The sequence below is a fragment of the Paenibacillus woosongensis genome (assembly GCF_030122845.1).
Lineage (GTDB): Bacteria > Bacillota > Bacilli > Paenibacillales > Paenibacillaceae > Fontibacillus > Fontibacillus woosongensis_A.
On the sequence record NZ_CP126084.1, the window covers coordinates 3,883,006 to 3,899,831 of the forward strand.

The 16,826-nt window shown below is 52.4% G+C and carries 16 protein-coding genes; 7 read left to right on the forward strand and 9 right to left on the reverse strand.

From position 1 onward, the window contains the following. Positions 1-172 precede the first annotated feature (172 nt). Positions 173-1,036 carry an anti-sigma factor gene (locus tag QNH46_RS17785; RefSeq protein WP_283925450.1) on the reverse strand — a complete coding sequence of 288 codons (864 nt, stop codon included), beginning with the start codon at positions 1,034-1,036 and terminating at the stop codon, positions 173-175. Further along, positions 1,011-1,625 carry an RNA polymerase sigma factor gene (locus QNH46_RS17790; RefSeq protein WP_283925451.1) on the reverse strand — a complete coding sequence of 205 codons (615 nt, stop codon included), beginning with the start codon at positions 1,623-1,625 and terminating at the stop codon, positions 1,011-1,013. Before QNH46_RS17790 ends, QNH46_RS17785 begins: the two co-directional genes overlap by 26 nt. Before the next feature lie 229 nt (positions 1,626-1,854). On the opposite strand from QNH46_RS17790, the gene QNH46_RS17795 reads away from it, so the two are divergent. The 3 genes from QNH46_RS17795 to QNH46_RS17805 are packed head-to-tail and all read left to right on the forward strand — an operon-like array spanning position 1,855 to position 5,136. Next, positions 1,855-3,015, forward strand: coding sequence for a COG1470 family protein (locus QNH46_RS17795; RefSeq protein ID WP_283925452.1), 1,161 nt, complete (start codon positions 1,855-1,857; stop codon positions 3,013-3,015). Positions 3,016-3,017: 2 nt separating this feature from the next. Further along, positions 3,018-4,052 (forward strand): ABC transporter ATP-binding protein, encoded by a 1,035-nt coding sequence (locus tag QNH46_RS17800; protein WP_283925453.1) that lies wholly within the window; start codon positions 3,018-3,020, stop codon positions 4,050-4,052. Continuing rightward, positions 4,012-5,136: an ABC transporter permease gene (locus QNH46_RS17805; protein ID WP_283925454.1), complete on the forward strand. Its 1,125-nt coding sequence runs from the start codon at positions 4,012-4,014 to the stop codon at positions 5,134-5,136. Before QNH46_RS17800 ends, QNH46_RS17805 begins: the two co-directional genes overlap by 41 nt. Positions 5,137-5,832: 696 nt before the next feature. Here QNH46_RS17805 and QNH46_RS17810 read toward each other — a convergent pair. The 6 genes from QNH46_RS17810 to QNH46_RS17835 all read right to left on the reverse strand — a co-directional run bounded on the left by QNH46_RS17810 (position 5,833) and on the right by QNH46_RS17835 (position 11,874). Further along, positions 5,833-6,780, reverse strand: a complete 948-nt coding sequence (locus QNH46_RS17810; RefSeq protein WP_283925455.1) for a radical SAM protein — start codon at positions 6,778-6,780, stop codon at positions 5,833-5,835. 164 nt (positions 6,781-6,944) lie between these two features. Further along, positions 6,945-7,892 (reverse strand): pectate lyase family protein, encoded by a 948-nt coding sequence (locus QNH46_RS17815; protein WP_283928483.1) that lies wholly within the window; start codon positions 7,890-7,892, stop codon positions 6,945-6,947. Between the two features lie 301 nt (positions 7,893-8,193). Next, positions 8,194-9,168, reverse strand: a complete 975-nt coding sequence (glpX, locus tag QNH46_RS17820) for a class II fructose-bisphosphatase (protein ID WP_155610703.1) — start codon at positions 9,166-9,168, stop codon at positions 8,194-8,196. A 259-nt stretch (positions 9,169-9,427) separates the two neighbouring features. Continuing rightward, positions 9,428-10,225, reverse strand: coding sequence for a pyruvate, water dikinase regulatory protein (locus QNH46_RS17825; RefSeq protein ID WP_283925456.1), 798 nt, complete (start codon positions 10,223-10,225; stop codon positions 9,428-9,430). Between the two features lie 13 nt (positions 10,226-10,238). Continuing rightward, positions 10,239-10,856, reverse strand: a complete 618-nt coding sequence (locus tag QNH46_RS17830; RefSeq protein WP_155610705.1) for a helix-turn-helix transcriptional regulator — start codon at positions 10,854-10,856, stop codon at positions 10,239-10,241. Between the two features lie 289 nt (positions 10,857-11,145). Then, on the reverse strand, positions 11,146-11,874 hold the full coding sequence (locus tag QNH46_RS17835) for a thioesterase II family protein (protein ID WP_283925457.1): 729 nt from the start codon (positions 11,872-11,874) through the stop codon (positions 11,146-11,148). Between the two features lie 176 nt (positions 11,875-12,050). Here QNH46_RS17835 and QNH46_RS17840 point away from each other — a divergent pair, with 176 nt between their 5' ends. The 4 genes from QNH46_RS17840 (at position 12,051) to QNH46_RS17855 (ending at position 16,082) form a co-directional block, all read left to right on the forward strand. After that, positions 12,051-12,902 carry an AraC family transcriptional regulator gene (locus QNH46_RS17840; protein WP_283925458.1) on the forward strand — a complete coding sequence of 284 codons (852 nt, stop codon included), beginning with the start codon at positions 12,051-12,053 and terminating at the stop codon, positions 12,900-12,902. Between the two features lie 132 nt (positions 12,903-13,034). Continuing rightward, a complete protein-coding gene (locus tag QNH46_RS17845) occupies positions 13,035-14,195 on the forward strand; it encodes a Gfo/Idh/MocA family protein (protein WP_283925459.1) in 1,161 nt (386 codons plus the stop codon). Between the two features lie 15 nt (positions 14,196-14,210). After that, positions 14,211-14,945: a ThuA domain-containing protein gene (locus QNH46_RS17850; protein ID WP_283925460.1), complete on the forward strand. Its 735-nt coding sequence runs from the start codon at positions 14,211-14,213 to the stop codon at positions 14,943-14,945. Between the two features lie 33 nt (positions 14,946-14,978). Continuing rightward, positions 14,979-16,082, forward strand: coding sequence for a Gfo/Idh/MocA family protein (locus tag QNH46_RS17855; RefSeq protein ID WP_283925461.1), 1,104 nt, complete (start codon positions 14,979-14,981; stop codon positions 16,080-16,082). Positions 16,083-16,182: 100 nt separating this feature from the next. Here the strand turns inward: QNH46_RS17855 and QNH46_RS17860 are convergent, their stop codons facing one another. Beyond that, positions 16,183-16,821 (reverse strand): bifunctional 4-hydroxy-2-oxoglutarate aldolase/2-dehydro-3-deoxy-phosphogluconate aldolase, encoded by a 639-nt coding sequence (locus QNH46_RS17860; RefSeq protein WP_283925462.1) that lies wholly within the window; start codon positions 16,819-16,821, stop codon positions 16,183-16,185. Between the last annotated feature and the right edge of the window lie 5 nt (positions 16,822-16,826).

The following is a 16,826-nucleotide window of genomic DNA, read 5'->3' on the forward strand; positions in this document are numbered from 1 at the left end:
GCTAATATTATTATAAAAAGAAGACCCGCTTCGATTTCAACCGGCGAATTTGGGCAAAAATTCCCCTGTTGGCCGATTTAACCGAAAAATGCAGGTCCAATTCCTATCTTTTAATGCGATATTTCTTAAATTCTATTGGATCCACTCTAAAAGTACTTTTTCTGCCACACTATCACCGTTTCATTTCTACCCATACCGCCTCGGGACCGGTCTGCACCCTGCTGCCGCCCTTCGGCTCCAGGCTAATGATCAGCCGCTCGGCTTCCTTCGCCCCGTATCCGTGGTAATAGGTTTTCCCCTGGGGATGCTGCACCGGAAGAATTCCCGGGCTGCTCGCCTCGTCCTCCATCTGCAGCCAAATCTGATAATCCTTCTCCACCACCGAGAGGAGCCCGTCCACAACGATCAGCATTTCGCCGGACTCCCGCTTCAGCCAGACCGTGCCTTCCCCGTAATAAGGGGGGTGAGGCTCAATCGCATACCGCTCCGTATCAGCGCTCTGAATCAGATGGATTTGATGCGAAATATCCCGTTCAATCCGGCTTTGCTGCTCGCCGGGCCAGTTCTGCGGACGAAGGGCAAACAAGCCGCCGAACAGGAGGATTATCGCCAGCCCGCCTATGGCGCCGAAGGTATATCGGCTTCGATCCGCTGCCCATTTGCGGCGAAATGAACGCAGCCGGAATGAGAGGATCAGCCTGCGGCGCAGCCTTCGCGGCGGATGCGGCAATGAGTGCACCGGTGCATGCGGGCGCAAATACGCCTGCCGATTCGCAGGAGGCTCCCCGCCTCCCTCCGAATCGTTAAAGACCGGTCCGATGCCGATGGCCGCCTGACCCAGCAGCTCCGTCCATTCATGAATCATCGCATCACAGGACCGGCACCGCCGCCGGTGCTCCTCCATCCTGGCCTTTTCTCCGTCCGGCAGCCGTCCCATTGCGAAATCGGCCAGCTGCTCCTCCGCAAACAAGCCGCAGGGCTCAGCCCGGTCATGAAGCGGATCCATCGGATTATTTGTGCAATTTATCCTGCGCATACGGCTCCACTCCCCCTCCCAGCTTGCCCAGGTTCATCTCGTCCAGCCGGCGCCGCAAATTGCGGATGCCATAACGGATTAACGACTTGACCGTTCCAACGGGCCTCTTCATATGCTCGGCGATTTCACGATGTGACAGCTGCTCAATATAGCTACCATGAAGCGCCATCCGCTGCATCGGCGGGATAGCCTGCATCGCCTGCTTCAGCTGCTCCTGCTCCCATTTGCGCAGCGCCTCATACTCAGCGGATTCCATCCCCCTGCTCCAGAGGATATCCGCTTCCTGATCCATGCTCCATTCCTCCGCCACAGACCATCGCTGCTGCTTCCGCAGCCGATCCAGGGCCCGGCTGCGCGTGCGTACCGCAAGCCAGGCCTCCACACTGCCCCGAGCCGGGTTATAACCGCCTGCCTTATCCATAATTTCAATGAATACGTCGTGACACACGTCCTCCGCCTCGGCAGCATTCTTCATGCACTGCTCTGCCAACCTGTACACCATCGGAGCATAGGCATCGTAGAAACGGCTGAACGCCGTTACCGACCCCTCCGCAATCTCCGCCAGCCATAATTCGGGGCTCTCCTTCATCCCCCGTCCCTCCTTGACCATAACCTGTAACTTAGGATCATATTGGGCCTATCTTAGGGCCAGTTATTTTACGCATATTGTAGCAAATTTCATCCGGCTTTTTGCCTGCTCGATCATTTTTTAGCTGCTTTTAAGCAAATATTTAGCTAATTTTAAGCTTTCGATAAATCCAAATCGGCTGCATCCTACGTACTTCTTATGAACAAAAATATTAAGGAGGGTTCATACGATGAAATCGTGGGGAAGGAAAATGAAACTGGTGAGCATGCTGCTCCTGCTTGTTCTCGGAGCCGGCCTGCTCGGGGGAATGCCAGCATCTGCTGCCGGAGGAGTCACGCTGTATTCAGCGTACACTTCGATTTCCGTCCCACCCGGCGAAGCCTTGGATTACAGCGTCGAGGTCATCAATAACACGTCCGACGTCGTAACGGTTCCGCTGGAGCTTAACAATCTGCCCAAAGACTGGACAGCCGAGTTGAACAGTGGCGGCTGGCGGGTGAAGGAAGTGTCCGTCAAGCCCGGCGAATCCAGCACCGTTTCGCTGAACGTGACGGTTCCTCTACAAATAGACAAAGGAATCTATCGCTTCGAGCTGACGGCTGGCTCGGCGGCACGCCTGCCCTTTACGGTAGAAATTACGGAGAAAGGAATCTACCAGACTGAGCTGACCACCGATCAGGCCAATCTGCAGGGACCTTCCGATTCCAGCTTTACCTACTCGCTCAAGCTGCAGAACCGGACGGCGGAGAAACAAAACTACGCTCTGCAGGCCCAGGCGGATCCGGGGTGGAATGTGACCTTTACCTCCGGAGACAATCAGGTCTCCTCCGTTGAGGTGGAGCCTGGCGCCAGCCAGTCGATCTCGGTCAAGGTACAGCCGCCGGAGCAGGTCAAGGAAGGCACGTACAGCATTCCTGTCAGCGCCTCCAACCAGTCCACCTCCTCGGAGCTGAAGCTGGAGGCCGTTATAACCGGCACTTATGGCCTGGAGCTGACGACTCCAAACGGCTTGCTGAGTGCCGATGTGACTGCAGGCGGCAGCAAAACGATTAATCTGCTGGTCAAGAATACCGGAACAGCCGATCTCACGGACATTAATCTCAGCTCCAACGCCCCGGTCGATTGGGAAGTCAGCTTCAATCCGAAAACGGTCGACAAGCTGGCCGCCGGCCAATCCACCACGGTAGAAGCCAAAATTACCGCCAGCAAAAAGGCAATAGCCGGAGACTATGTCACGGGCATGACTGCATCCTCCCCGGAATCCAGCTCCTCGGCGCAATTTCGGATCGCTGTTAAGGGCTCCATGCTGTGGGGCTGGATCGGAGTGCTGGTCATCGCTGCGATTCTCGGCGGCATCTACTATTTGATTCGCAAATACGGGAGGCGATAACCGTGACAGAGACGGTCATCGACATTCACGCGTTGACGAAAAGCTATAACGGCGTAAAAGCCGTAGACCAGCTGTCCCTGCAGATTAAACGCGGCGAAATCTTCGGTCTGCTCGGGCCGAACGGAGCCGGCAAATCGACGACAATTCTCATGCTGCTCGGGCTCAGCGAGCCTGACGAGGGCAGCATCAGCGTTCTCGGCCTCGATCCGACCAGGGAGCCTATTCCCGTCAAACGCAAGGTCGGATATTTGCCCGACGACGTCGGCTTTTATGAAGACCGGACCGGCCTGGAAAATCTGGTGCTGACGGCAAGGCTGAACCAGGTGCCGGAAGCGGAGGCGAAGGAGCGGGCCTACCAGCTGCTGGAGAGCGTGGGCCTGCAGCATGCCGCCCATAAAAAAACGGGGGCATACTCCCGCGGTATGCGGCAGCGGCTCGGATTGGCCGACGTCCTGATCAAGGCGCCGGAAATCATCATTCTGGACGAACCGACGCTGGGGATTGACCCCAAGGGAATGGATGAGCTGCTGGCCCTGATCCGCAGCCTGAGCGAGGAGCAGGGCTTGACCGTGCTGCTGTCCTCCCATCAGCTGCATCAAGTGCAGCAAATCTGCGACCGGGTCGGATTATTCGTTCGCGGCCAGCTGCTTGCCGAAGGCGATATCGCCAGCCTGTCCCGGTCGCTGTTCGCTGACGATCCGCTGCAGATTACCGTGGAGAGCGGTCCATTGAATAACGGACTGCTGGAGCGGATCCGCGCCATCCCGGGCGTGCGGCACGCCGAGCCGGCAGACGGGGACAAAGCGGACCTTGCTGCCACTTCGGCTGGAGCAGAATCCGCCGGCCGCAGCCGGATGATCGTTGGCTCGGATACCGACTGCAGCGATGCGATCGCCCGGATGATCATCGAGGACGGCGTAGCCTTGTTCGGCCTGCAGCGGAAGGAATACGGGCTCGACGAGATCTATCACCGTTATTTTGAAGGGGGTGAACAGCATGAACAAGGAAGCAGCCGACCTGAAACACAGCAGGACTGACCTGAAGGGCAGCCTGCGCCGCCTGGCGAATAGCGTGCGGGAATGGCTCCGGCGCCAGCCGCTGTTCCGCAGAAGCGAAGGCGAAGGCCGCGGCTCCGTCTTCGAGCGAAGCAAGGAATCCGGAGGCTGGAGAACCTCGCCCTTCCGCGTATTGGTGCGCAAGGAGATCTCCGACCATATCCGCAGCTGGCGGTTCATGCTGCTGCTCGGCATCATTCTGCTTACCTGCATCGCCTCTCTCTCTACGGCCATGAACAGTATACAAGAGGCCATTCAGTCGGACAGCTCGGCGAATGAATTCGTGATCCTGAAGATGTTCACGCTGTCGGACGGAACTCTGCCGTCCTTCATCAGCTTCATCGGATTCCTGGGTCCGCTCCTTGGAATCGGCCTCGGCTTCGACGCCGTCAACAGCGAGCGCAATAAAGGGACCTTAAGCCGGATCATGGCCCAGCCGCTGCACCGCGACGCGCTGCTTAACGCGAAGTTCGTCGCCTCGCTTAGCGTCATCAGCATGATGTTCCTGATGCTCGGCTTCCTGATCATGGCGCTGGGGACGATCATTTTAGGCATTCCCCCGACTCTGGAGGAATTCTTAAGAATGATCAGCTTCATTTTCATCATTATTTTCTACATCGGGTTCTGGCTTAATTTGTCCATCCTATTCTCCGTGCGCTTCCGCCAGCCGGCTACCTCGGCGCTGTCGGGAATTTCCGTCTGGCTGTTCTTCAGCTTCTTCTACGACATGATCCTGAATATCGTGTCCAAAGGAATCGCGCCGAACGCCGGAACCGCCACGGTCGAGGACATCGTCGGCTTCCAGAACCAGATGCTGTGGCTAAGCAGACTATCGCCTTACACGCTGTTTAATGAGGCAACCACCACGCTGCTCATGCCCTCGGTCCGCAACCTGGGGCCGCTGACGACCGAGCAGGTCTACGGCGCCATTGCCAGCCCTCTGCCCTTCGGGCAAAGCCTGCTGCTCGTCTGGCCGCAGGTGACCGGCCTTATTGCGCTGACCTTGATCTGCTTCGCCCTTTCCTATGTCCTGTTTCTCCGCCAGGAGATCCGCGGCCGCTCCTAACGGGCCGGCTGGAGCACCGGACAGAACGAATTGGAATACCGACAAACGGCAAAGGGGCTGTCCCCTCGTCATCATAGATGACTGAGGGGCGCCCCTATCTTTTTTTAGAATGCTATCCGTCTGCCGGAATCCGTTTCTGTGGAACTCATTTCTGCGGAATCCATTTCTCCCTTGCCTGCATCCCATTCTTTGACTCAGCTTATATAAGCTGTCGAGCTCGAGCATAAGCAATCGAACACGAACATAGCTATCGAACTCGAACACTTCTATCGAACTCGAGCACTTCTATCGAACTCGAGCACTAAATGGAATTTATGTATCTAATTATGCTCTAAACGAATGGTTCAATGGATTAGATGGATTTTATGCACCTAAAATCAAGAATCCCGCCTATGATGGCGAGCTCCCCTCTTCTAACGACATGAAATCCATTTAAATCTACTTTTCTTTCCTTGCTGCAGAAACTAACTACTATAAATCCATTTAGAACGAAAAATTCGCGATTCATGCTCGCAGAACGAGAAGTCCATGATTCATACTCGCCAGAACGAGAAATCCACGATTTGCCCGATGTAAAGGGTGGAAAACGTGTTTGGTCACATCAAGGGCAAACGGTCGTAAAGTTTATTCTGGGGACATCCTCTTCACATTTTAGCTCCGATTAGCATACTCCGGCCCGCCTATGACTACATCATTTCATCCACTGGACGGAAACAAGGCCTCGCGCGCGGGGCATGGCTCCCGGTCCAGATAATCCCTCAAGGCCGCCGGCATATCACTGTAGATATCTCGCAGCGAAGCGCCTGCATGAATATTGCCAATGACGACGGGATGGCACAGCTCCGAAATAAGAATGTCGCCGTTGCCATGCAGGTGAAGCTGCTTCTTCCCTTCAATGCAGTGCGGAAAATATACGCCAGGCTGCTCCTGAAATCCAAGCTCCTCCATAAACCGGTCCATACAGGTGAAATACAGTGTCATGTCGTTTTTTCTACGGGCAATAAGCTCGTTGACTGCCTGCTTTAACGCATCCCGGGCCGCAATAGCCTTCCACCCGCTGTGATTCATAATGATGCTGTTCTGTATCTCATGCGTACGGACCCCCATGTCATAGACATGATCGTGAATTTCCTTCATATGATGCTCGGTTTCGCTGAATAGCAGCGTCTCCAGCACAGTGTCCACTCTGGTAGAGGCGAACATGGCGATGTTATCTCTGATTTTGCGATATACGTTAGGGTGAAGGTGATAATACCGGGAGAACTCCTCCGCCGTCGTAAAGTTGAAGGAAATATGGATCGTCGTCAATCCCGCGTCGGCCAGCCGCCGAATCCGCTCCTCATTCAGCAGGCTGCCGTTGGAATTAAGCTGAGTCTGAATGCCGCGAGCCGAGCAATAGCTTACGACCTCGACGCAATCCTCATACTTCAGGGTGACCTCCCCGCCGGACAACCTAACCCGCTTCAGGGACGGCAGCTGCTCCAGCAGAGGGATCACCTCCTTGGCGCCAATGCTGTTCCCATCGTTTCGCTGATAGGCGCAGCAATAGTCGCAGCGAAAGTTGCAATTGGAGGTCATGCCGATCTCCAGCCCTTCCAATTCGTAGCTCAGAGGCTTCTCCAGCTCCAAAGATTTATATTTCATGCTTTGACTCCTTTAATGCAAAATTAGGCCAGCTTACATCTTAAAATAATTGCTCCGCATCGTCTGTGACCCTTCTTACTGCATAAAGCGAAGATCACAGCGGATCAAACCAGACAAGAAAAATGCGTGTCCCTGCCGGGACACGCGTCCTAAATCCCACCCTTTTACTTTCCAACGTTAATCTTGCCTACGCCTGCGTTGGCAATCACATGATTCTTCACCGTGTTAACCGCATCCAGCGTATAGCTGTACGGAGGCGTGTAGCTGGTCGTCGAAGTCGTCGGCATACTGCCGGTGCTGTTCACGAACAGGTTATTTTTCACATCCCAGTATCCTTGCTCCTTACTGTACAATGTAACAATCGGATCCTTGGAATTCTCAAAGACATTATGCTCGATGCGGAGCTTGGCTCCCATTCTGGAGTTGATGCCCGTATCGATAATATTGTTGTAATAGTTGTTGAATAAATGGCCCTGGCCGAAGCGGAACAGCGGACCGCGGGAATTAATATTTTCAAAGCGGTTATGGTGATACGTGATTTTCCGGTCGTAATTGTCGCTGTCGGAGGAGCCGATGAGCGAGGTTTTCCAGCTGTCATGGATATAGTTGTAGGAGATCGTAATATATTGGGCGTTTTTCTTCACATCGATCAGACCGTCATAATCATCCTTGTCGGAATTGAGAGTAGCGTATAATTCGTTGTGGTCAACCCAGACATTATTTGCCGGGCCTTCGATGCTGATGGCGTCCTTGTCGCCAATATTGACATGGTGGATTTTCAGATTGCGAATAATGATATTGTTCGCACGGGTCACTTTAATGCCAATACCCTCGAATTCAGCACCGGCGCCTGTGCCAAGTATAGAGACGTCATTAACGTCTTTGATGCTGATTTTGTTATCCGAGGAATTGGCTGGCGTAATTTTGCCCGACACATAAATGGTCAGCGGCTGGCTGCCTTTATTCTTGAGCGCGGTTTGAAGCGCGGCCCCTGTGGTTACCGTAACAGAGGTACCGCCTGCTCCGCCGGTCGTTCCGCCGTTCATGGTTGCAAATCCAACGTATCCGGGATCGGCTGCCTGGGAAGATGGAAGAGAGAACATGCTTATCATTACTGTTAGTACCAACAATAAAGCTAATCTTTGTTTCATACTATTCACGTCCTTTATAGGTTATAGTAAGCACAAAAAATAGTAAGCGCTTTCAATTTCCAGGCCGATAGATTGGCCTTGCAACCTCCTTTCTCCCTTTTATTGTCCTCATGATCACCTCCTATTTATCGATTTTACCATAATTTTAATATTTTTCTATAATTTATTTAAATTACTCCGAAAAAACGGGACTATTCTACAAACTAAGCCATCTGCAGAAATAGTCCCTGTCGATTTTGTGTTGCTCTATAGAATCTAGCGTTTAGATAGCGGCCCCTCTCACCGAATTGAATTGCTCCGTGAAATGATGGGTCGTCTGGATGTAACTGATCGTTCTATTCTCGGAACCCATAATAACGGAATGTGTCTCGGCTTTATGCTTCGGCAAGTAGCGCACCCCGTGCAGGAAATCACCTGATGTGACGCCGGTAGCCACGAACAGGACGTTGTCATGACCGATCATGTCCTCCATACGGAGCAGCTGATCCGGCTTGGAGAGCCCCATGCGGACGCAGCGGTTGTATTCCTCAAGACCGTTAGGAAGCAATCTCCCCTGCATTTCCCCGCCAAGGCATTTCAACGCCGCTGCTGCAAGCACTCCTTCCGGCGCTCCGCCGGAGCCTACATACATATCGACTTCCTTCTCCATTGCCGCCTCAATGGCACCCATCACATCGCCATGGCTCAGCAGCTTGATCCGGACTCCGGATTTGCGCAGCGCATCGATCAATACCGAATGCCGCTCCCGGTCCAGAATCGATACCGTCATATCCGCCAGTGGCTTATCCAGTATGCGGGAGGCTTTGGCGAGCGTCGTCTCGATCGGATCATCCAGCGAGAGCTGTCCGGCAAGCGCTGGGCCGACCGCCAGCTTCTCCATGTAAATATCGGGAGCATGAAGCAGGCTGCCCTCGGGAGCTGCGGCGATGACGGAGATAGCGTTATTCAGCCCGTTGGCAACCGTCTCCGTTCCCTCCAAAGGATCGACGGCAATGTCGACTCTCGGCCCGCGGCGGTTGCCGATTCTTTCACCGATGTATAGCATCGGCGCTTCGTCCATCTCCCCTTCGCCAATAACCACCGTCCCGTCAATAGCAACGGAATTGAATTTGCTGCGTATTGCCATCGTCGCCGCCTCATCTGCGCTATTCTTATCGCCCCGACCTGTCCAGCGCGCCGCCTCAAGGGCAGCCGCTTCCGTAATGCGTGCTAATTCCAGTGCTATGTGACGCTCCATTGTTTCTCCCTCCACCCAATTTTTTATAAAGGTAGTTCAAAAACTCCTCTTTTGATCACGATGTTTCACTAGGTGTATCTCGGCTTCGAATCTTGCACTCACCTTCGAAGTCCGGTGCTCATGTAGGCTTCTCCTACACTCTGCTCCTCCTTCTTCAGGTTCCTGCAACCTTCTCGGTGCTGAAAAGTTGAGTTTTTAAACTTATTTTTTAATGGTAGTTCAAAAACTCCTCTTTGGATCACGATGTTTCTCTATAAAATTATAAGTGCTTCATGATGAGCCCTGCCGTCTCTTCGATCGCCTTGTCGGTGACGTCAATCACCTGGCAGCCCAGCGAGGCAAACAGCGACTCGGCATATTTCAATTCATACTCCACACGCTCAAAGGAGGCATATTCGGCATCATCCGGCAGGCCCAGCGCCTTTAGCCGTTCCGAGCGGATTTTGACCAAATGCTTCGCGTCAATCGTTAATCCGACAATTTTATCGCTGCTGACCTCCTTCAACTGGCTCGGGGGTGTTAATTCAGGTACGACGGGATAGTTGACGACCTTTTTCCCCTTATGCGCCAAAAACATAGACAGCGGCGTCTTGGAAATGCGCGAAACGCCAAGAATGACGATATCCGCTTTAAGTATTGCGCCCACATCTTTGCCGTCGTCGTTATTCACAGCAAATTCGATGGCGTCCACCCGCTGGTAATAATCCTCATCGAGCTTATGGCCGGGGGTACGCTTGGGCGTGTCATTAAATGTATCCACAAAAGCCTGCATCATCGGCCCCATAATATCCACAGCACGAACGTTTAAGCGGACGGCTTCTTCCCTCATCGCCTCCCGAAGCTCAGGCTGCACTAACGTATATACGACAAAACCTCCACGTTCAGATACTTCCTCCATCAACCGACTTAACTCTTCTTCATTGCGAACGTTCATGAATCTCTTGATCTCGGTGTTGGGTAATTCGAATTGCTCAAGAGTGGCCCGGACAACCGCTTCCGCAGTCTCTCCGATGGAATCTGAACAGATTGCTATAAAATGAGCTGGAGACTGATTCATCCCATTCCTCCCACTAATCCTCAGCTATCGTGTCTAGCAGCATTTTTATAATATTTGTCTTAGAAATTCGCCCTACCACTTTTACGTCTCCCTCTTCGCCGGTCTCCGCCGGCACGACTACAGGCAAGCTGTCAATTTGATGAGCGATAATTTTCCTCGCCGCCTCAAGCACCGAATCCTCCGGTGAGACGGTGATGATATTAGGCCGCCGAGTCATGATGAAGCTTACGGGCATTGAGGATGCAGTGGCATTGCCTAGCGTAACCTTGAGTAAATCCTTACGGGATACGATCCCTGCCAATCTTCCTTGCTCATCCGTAACAATCAAATGGCCTACATTCTCTAGAAAAAGCGAGACGACCGCCTCTTGAATCGTCGTCGTTTCACGAACAATCACAGGTACGCCGTGAAGATCCCCGACCTTCATATCAAGCAGCCGAAGCTTGCTCTCTTCTTCCGGCGTTCTTCTCTTGCCCAAAAAATATCCTACCTTCGGTTTTGCATCGATATAATCGAGCATGACGAGAATGGACAAATCTGAACGGATTGTCGGGCGAGTCAAATTCAGCATTTCCGCTATGAGATCTCCGGTAATCGGAGCATGCTTCTTCACAATGTCAATGATTTCCAATTGACGGGATGTTAGTTTGATAATAAATCCCTCCGCTTCAGATAGGTTCGCTCCTAGTATAACATTCCTTCGTCGTTCATTAGAATGTCATATTGGCGAATTTTGATTCCTCCTTCCTGTAAGAATAGTTTGATCGTGTATATAATACGTCATATTTAATTATTATTCAATATATAATACGCACTATTTATTGATTTGAAACAATTAATGTGTAAATTGGTATGTTCTCATGCAAAATAAGCCGGCGCCTTGAAGGCCCGGCTATGTTCATTTATGACCAAAACAAGCTTCAAATCTGCGGCTGCCAAGCCGATGGTTGAGCAAGCAATCGCTTCAGATACACAGCTACCTGCTCAATATGCTCGTGCAGATAAAAATGCCCTCCAGGGAATTGCTGCTGCCAAAACTCCCCCTCGCAGTAACGTCCCCATCCCTCCATCTCCTTTAAATCGACGAAGTTATCCTCCATGCCATTGAGCACACAAATATTTGTATGCAGCTTAGGCCTTCCGGCCTCCAGACGGTACGTCTCCACCAGCTTGAAATCGGAACGGGCAATCGGCATGAAATATTCAGCAAAAGACGAATCTTCCAGCAATTCAGGAGGCGTCCCGCCCATGGAAGCGAGCTCCTGGCGAAATTCCGTGTCAGGTAATAAATGACGCTTGTTTCGCAGGTGCAGATGGGGCGGATTTTTACCGGATAGAATCAATATAGAGGGCCCAAGCAGCCGGGCCTGCTGGAGCGCATAAGCGAGCTCGTAAGCCACCAGCGCCCCGAGGCTATGCCCGAATAGGACGTACGGAATGCGATCAGCCAACTGTGGCTTCAGCATTTGGATTAGATCCGCCACAGTCTCGTCCATATTTTCATATAAAGGCTCGTTCGATCTGATTCCCCGACCTGCATACTCAAGAGGTACCAGCTTAAGGCTTGAATCAAAACGGCTGCTCCAGCGTAAATAAGATGACGCACTGCCTCCGGCATGCGCAAGGCAGATCAATTTTCCGATAGACATATGTACTCCTTCCCCTTCCGATCCTGGTGAACACTTCGGGCCATCCTATAATTTTCCTGTTATAGATTTATTATACTTCAACCTTACCAAGAGTGATAGAACAATCCGTATTAGACATTAATTGTACTTCCCGATATGATGAAAGTGTGTAATGTTCAAAGCACGGGAGTGAGCGCATGAAATCTTTCTATCAGAATTGGATACTGGATTACGAATTGCCGCTAGTTATCCACCACGGGCATAACCTGACGTTCTACGCACATTATCATTCTGAGATTGAATTCATCTATGTCGAGTCGGGAAGTATCCTTGTCGGAGTCAATGAGGAAAAGCGTCTGCTCACGCAAGGCGATATGGTCATTTGCTGCAGTAACGACATTCATCATTTTGAGAGCAAAGAAGATTCGCAGGTTATCATTCTCATATTTAAGCCGGAAATGATCAGCCTATCCGTGAACTGGCCAAATGATTTTAGCTTTGTTTCCCCTTTCATGCCGGGGGGAGACCCTGCATTCAAGCATATCAGGCAGCTGCTGTACGACATAATGGAGGAAAAAGAAAACGCCAAACCAGGTCATCAAATGTTCATCAAAGCCCGTCTGCTCGAATTATGCGGAACGCTGCAGAGAAGCTGGCCGTCCCATAGGCTGAGCCGCAGCTCACGAAGCAAGCTCGAATCGAAGCGGGTGAGAATCCAGCAAATTTTGTCGTTCATTGAAGAAAATTATCAGGATGATTTATCCGTGGAATTGATTTCGACCCATTTTCAAATGGAGCCGTCTTATTTTTGCCGCACGTTCAAAAGCGCTGTGGGTATGAATTTTCGGACCTACTTAAATACGATCCGCGTGCTCAAGGCGGAACGCAAGCTGATCAGCAGCGATGCCAGCATTATGGATATTGCCCTGGAATGCGGCTTTAACAGCATCCGTACGTTCAATCGGGTATATAAAGAATTGAAAGGCTGCGTCCCTTCCAGCTCGCGTGACGGTGTTTCTAATGCCGCCCTGCCTGTTCATCAAATCTAATTTCAATCTGGAATGCACTTTATGTTTAAAGTGCATTTTTTGTCTATGTATAAGCATAAACTGGCGAGAGATTCATCGAGGTAATTTTTATAATAATATTGAATTCAATTTTATTATCGATGGAGGGATACAATGAAGCAACTGCGCGTCGGAATGATTGGCTACAAATTTATGGGAAAAGCACACAGCAACGCTTACCGGACTCTGCCGATGTTTTTTCCTGAGGCTATGAAGCCTGAAATGACCGCCCTGTGCGGAAGAAACAAGGAAGCCGTAACCGAGGCTGCCGCACAATTGGGCTGGTCTGATGTCGTAACGGACTGGAAGGATCTGATCGCGCGTGATGACATTGACTTGATCGATATCAATGCCCCTAGCGATGTCCATAAAGAAATTGCACTCGCTGCGGCCAAGGCCGGAAAGCATATTTTCTGCGAAAAACCGCTTGCGCTGACATTAAGCGACGCCCACGAGATGCTGCAGGCGGCGGAGGAAGCCAAAGTAGCCCATATGATCGGCTTCAACTATCGCTTTTCACCGGCGGTCAAGCTGGCCAAAAAGCTCGTAGAAAGCGGCAGGCTCGGCAAAATTTATCATTTCAGAGCCTGGTTCCTGCAGGATTGGGTCATGGACCCCGAATTCCCGCTCGTCTGGCGGCTACAGAAAGAAATTGCAGGCTCGGGCTCGCATGGCGATCTCGGCGCCCATTTGATCGATCTGGCCCACTACTTGGTCGGGGACATCCATGAGGTCATCGGGATGAGCGAGACCTTCATTAAAGAGCGCCCGATCGCCGAGGAAATGACGGGACTCAGCGCCAAAGGCAGCAAAGATGCTCCACGGGGACCGGTCACCGTCGACGATGCAACGCTCTTCCTGGCGCGGTTCGCCAACGGCGCGCTCGGCAGCTTCGAAGCAACCCGTTTCGCGGCAGGACACCGGTCGACCAATTCCTTTGAAATTAACGGGAGCTTGGGCAGCGTAAAATTTGACTTTGAACGGATGAACGAGCTGGAAGTGTATTTTAACTCGGATGAAGAGGATGTCCAAGGCTTCCGGAGAGTGCTGGCTACGGATCCGGCCCATGAATATGCGGAAGCCTGGTGGCCGCCAGGACATACGATCGGCTTCGAGCATACGTTCATTCATGAAATATTGGAACTAACCAACGCTCTTCGGGAAGAGAGGCTGCCACAGCCGAATTTCCGTGACGGCGTGAAATGCCAGGCTGTCCTGGAGGCCGTAGAGCGCTCCATCGACGAGCGCCGCTGGGTCGAAATCTCGGAAATGTAAAGGAGACATAGAGATATGAAAAAGGCATTAATAGTCTGGGGCGGCTGGGACGGACACGAACCGGAGCAAGTCGCTGGCATCTTCGCAAATATATTGCGAAACCATCAATTCGACGTGGAAGTCGCGGATACATTGGAAGCGTATGCAGATGCAGAGAAGCTGATGGGTCTTGATCTGATCGTGCCCGTCTGGACGATGGGGGAAATCCCGCAAGCATATGTCAACAACGTATCGGCGGCGGTTCAGAACGGTACTGGGCTCGCCGGTTGCCACGGCGGCATGTGCGACTCCTTCCGCCATAATGTAGACTGGCAGTTTATGACCGGAGGCCAATGGGTGGCCCACCCGGGGAATGACGGCATAGAATATATGGTAGAAATCAAGCAGTCCTCCAGCCCGCTTGTCGCCGGAATGGAAGACTTTAAGGTAGTGAGCGAGCAGTATTACCTGCATGTGGACCCGGCAGTCGAGGTGCTGGCGACCACCCGCTTTCCCGTAGCCGACGGCCCTCACCGATTGAACAAAGCCGTCGATATGCCTGTCGTCTGGACGAAGCGCTGGGGAATCGGACGCGTATATTATAATTCCCTCGGACATCACGCAGACATCGTTGCGATGCCGGAGGTCACCGAGCTGATGACCCGCGGCCTCCTCTGGGCAGCAGAAGGCAAGCAGCTCGCTAAAGAGATGTATGGCGATCAGGCGCTTAAGCAGCAAAATCACTATACCGGCATGGGCGACAGCCAATAAACCGCCAGCTGCACGGAAGAGGAGAGGCGTATCATGGACAAAATGAAGGTTGGCATTATCGGCTGCGGAAAAATCAGCAGCATTTATATGGAGAACTGTAAAAAATTCAGCGTCCTAGAGCTTGCGGCCTGCGCTGACCTGGATGTAAGCCGTGCCCGGGAACAGGCGGAGAAGTACGGCATTCCTCGCGCCTATACTACGGATGAGCTGCTCGCAGACCCGGATATCGACATCGTCATCAACCTGACGATTCCAGCCGTGCACGCCGAGGTAAGCCTTAAAGCTCTGGAAGCCGGCAAACATGTATATGTGGAAAAGCCGCTTACCGCTACGCTGGAGGAAGGCAGGCTCGTGCTGGATACGGCAAAAAGGCTTGGCCTTATCGTTGCCAGCGCCCCGGAAACATTCCTGGGCGCTGGCATCCAAACCGCCCTCAAATTGATCGAGGATGGCGTGATTGGCCGCCCGGTATCGGCGACAGCCTTCATGATGAGCCGCGGACACGAGTTCTGGCATCCGGATCCAGAGTTTTACTATGCGCAAGGTGGGGGGCCAATGTTCGATATGGGGCCATATTATTTGACCGCCCTGGTGCAATTGCTCGGCCCGATTCATTCCATTGCCGGAATGACAGGCAAAGCCATGGAAGAGCGAATCATAACGAGCGACAAAAAATACGGCAAAATGATTCCCGTCGACATTCCCACCCATGTTGCCGGCACGCTTCGCTTCGACAACGGGGCCATCGCGACCCTGATTACGAGTTTCGATATCTTTGGCGGCAGCAGCCTGCCGCCCATCGAAATCCATGGGACGGAAGGAACGCTGCTCGTACCTGATCCGAACACGTTCGGCGGCCCGGTGAAATACCGTAAAATCGGCGAAGCCGAATGGACGGAACAGCCGCTTCTTCCAGGCTATACAGAGAACAGCCGCGGAATCGGCCCGGCAGACATGGCGTATTCGCTGCTTCGCGGCCGTCCGCACCGGGCCAGCGGAGAGCTTGCTTACCATGTGCTGGAAGCGATGTGGGCGTTCCATGAATCATCCGACTCAGGCCGCTATTACGAGATGCATAGCCGCTGCGAGCGCCCTGCCGCTCTTCCAGTCGATCTTGCGCCTTATACACTCGATTAGATTCTAAAACTTTAATAGATACACGACATATAAAAACTGGGCAGGGGATGATATCCCCTGCCCGGTTTATTAGTTGCTGTTTTATTTTGATGCAGATTGCTTATGCACGGATTTCGCGGAACTTGGCCACGTATTTAGCGGCAAGCTCAGCGATCAGATCATAACGCCCTTCCTTGGCCGGTGCCGTCAGGTTTCCGCCGATCCCTACAGCAATGCATCCGCTGCGAACCCACTGCTCCATATTGTCGAGGTCAACGCCGCCGGTTGGCATGATGTTGACATGCGGCATCGGGCCTTTGACAGCCTTGATATAACCCGGATTGAAGTTATTGCCCGGGAACAGCTTCAGCACGTCCACGCCGAGCTTCAACGCTTCCTTCATCTCATTAAGCGTCATACAGCCAGGCATGTAAGGTATGCTGTACAGATTGCACAGCTTGCCTGTCTCCTCATCAAAGGAAGGACTCACGACGAATTCGGCTCCTGCCAAAATGGCGATTCTCGCGGTGATCGGATCCAGCACCGTTCCCGCACCGATCACAGCCTGCCCTCCGTATTCTTTAATCAGGCGTTTGATAACCTCGTCGGCGTCCGGCGTCGTAAAAGTAACCTCAATATTGTTCAAACCGCCTTCGATGCAAGCCTTGGACATTTGATAGGCGGACTCCGCATCGTCTCCGCGGATTACCGCGACGACGCCCAACTCTGTAATATTTTGCAGCACTTTTATTTTCTTCATCGCCA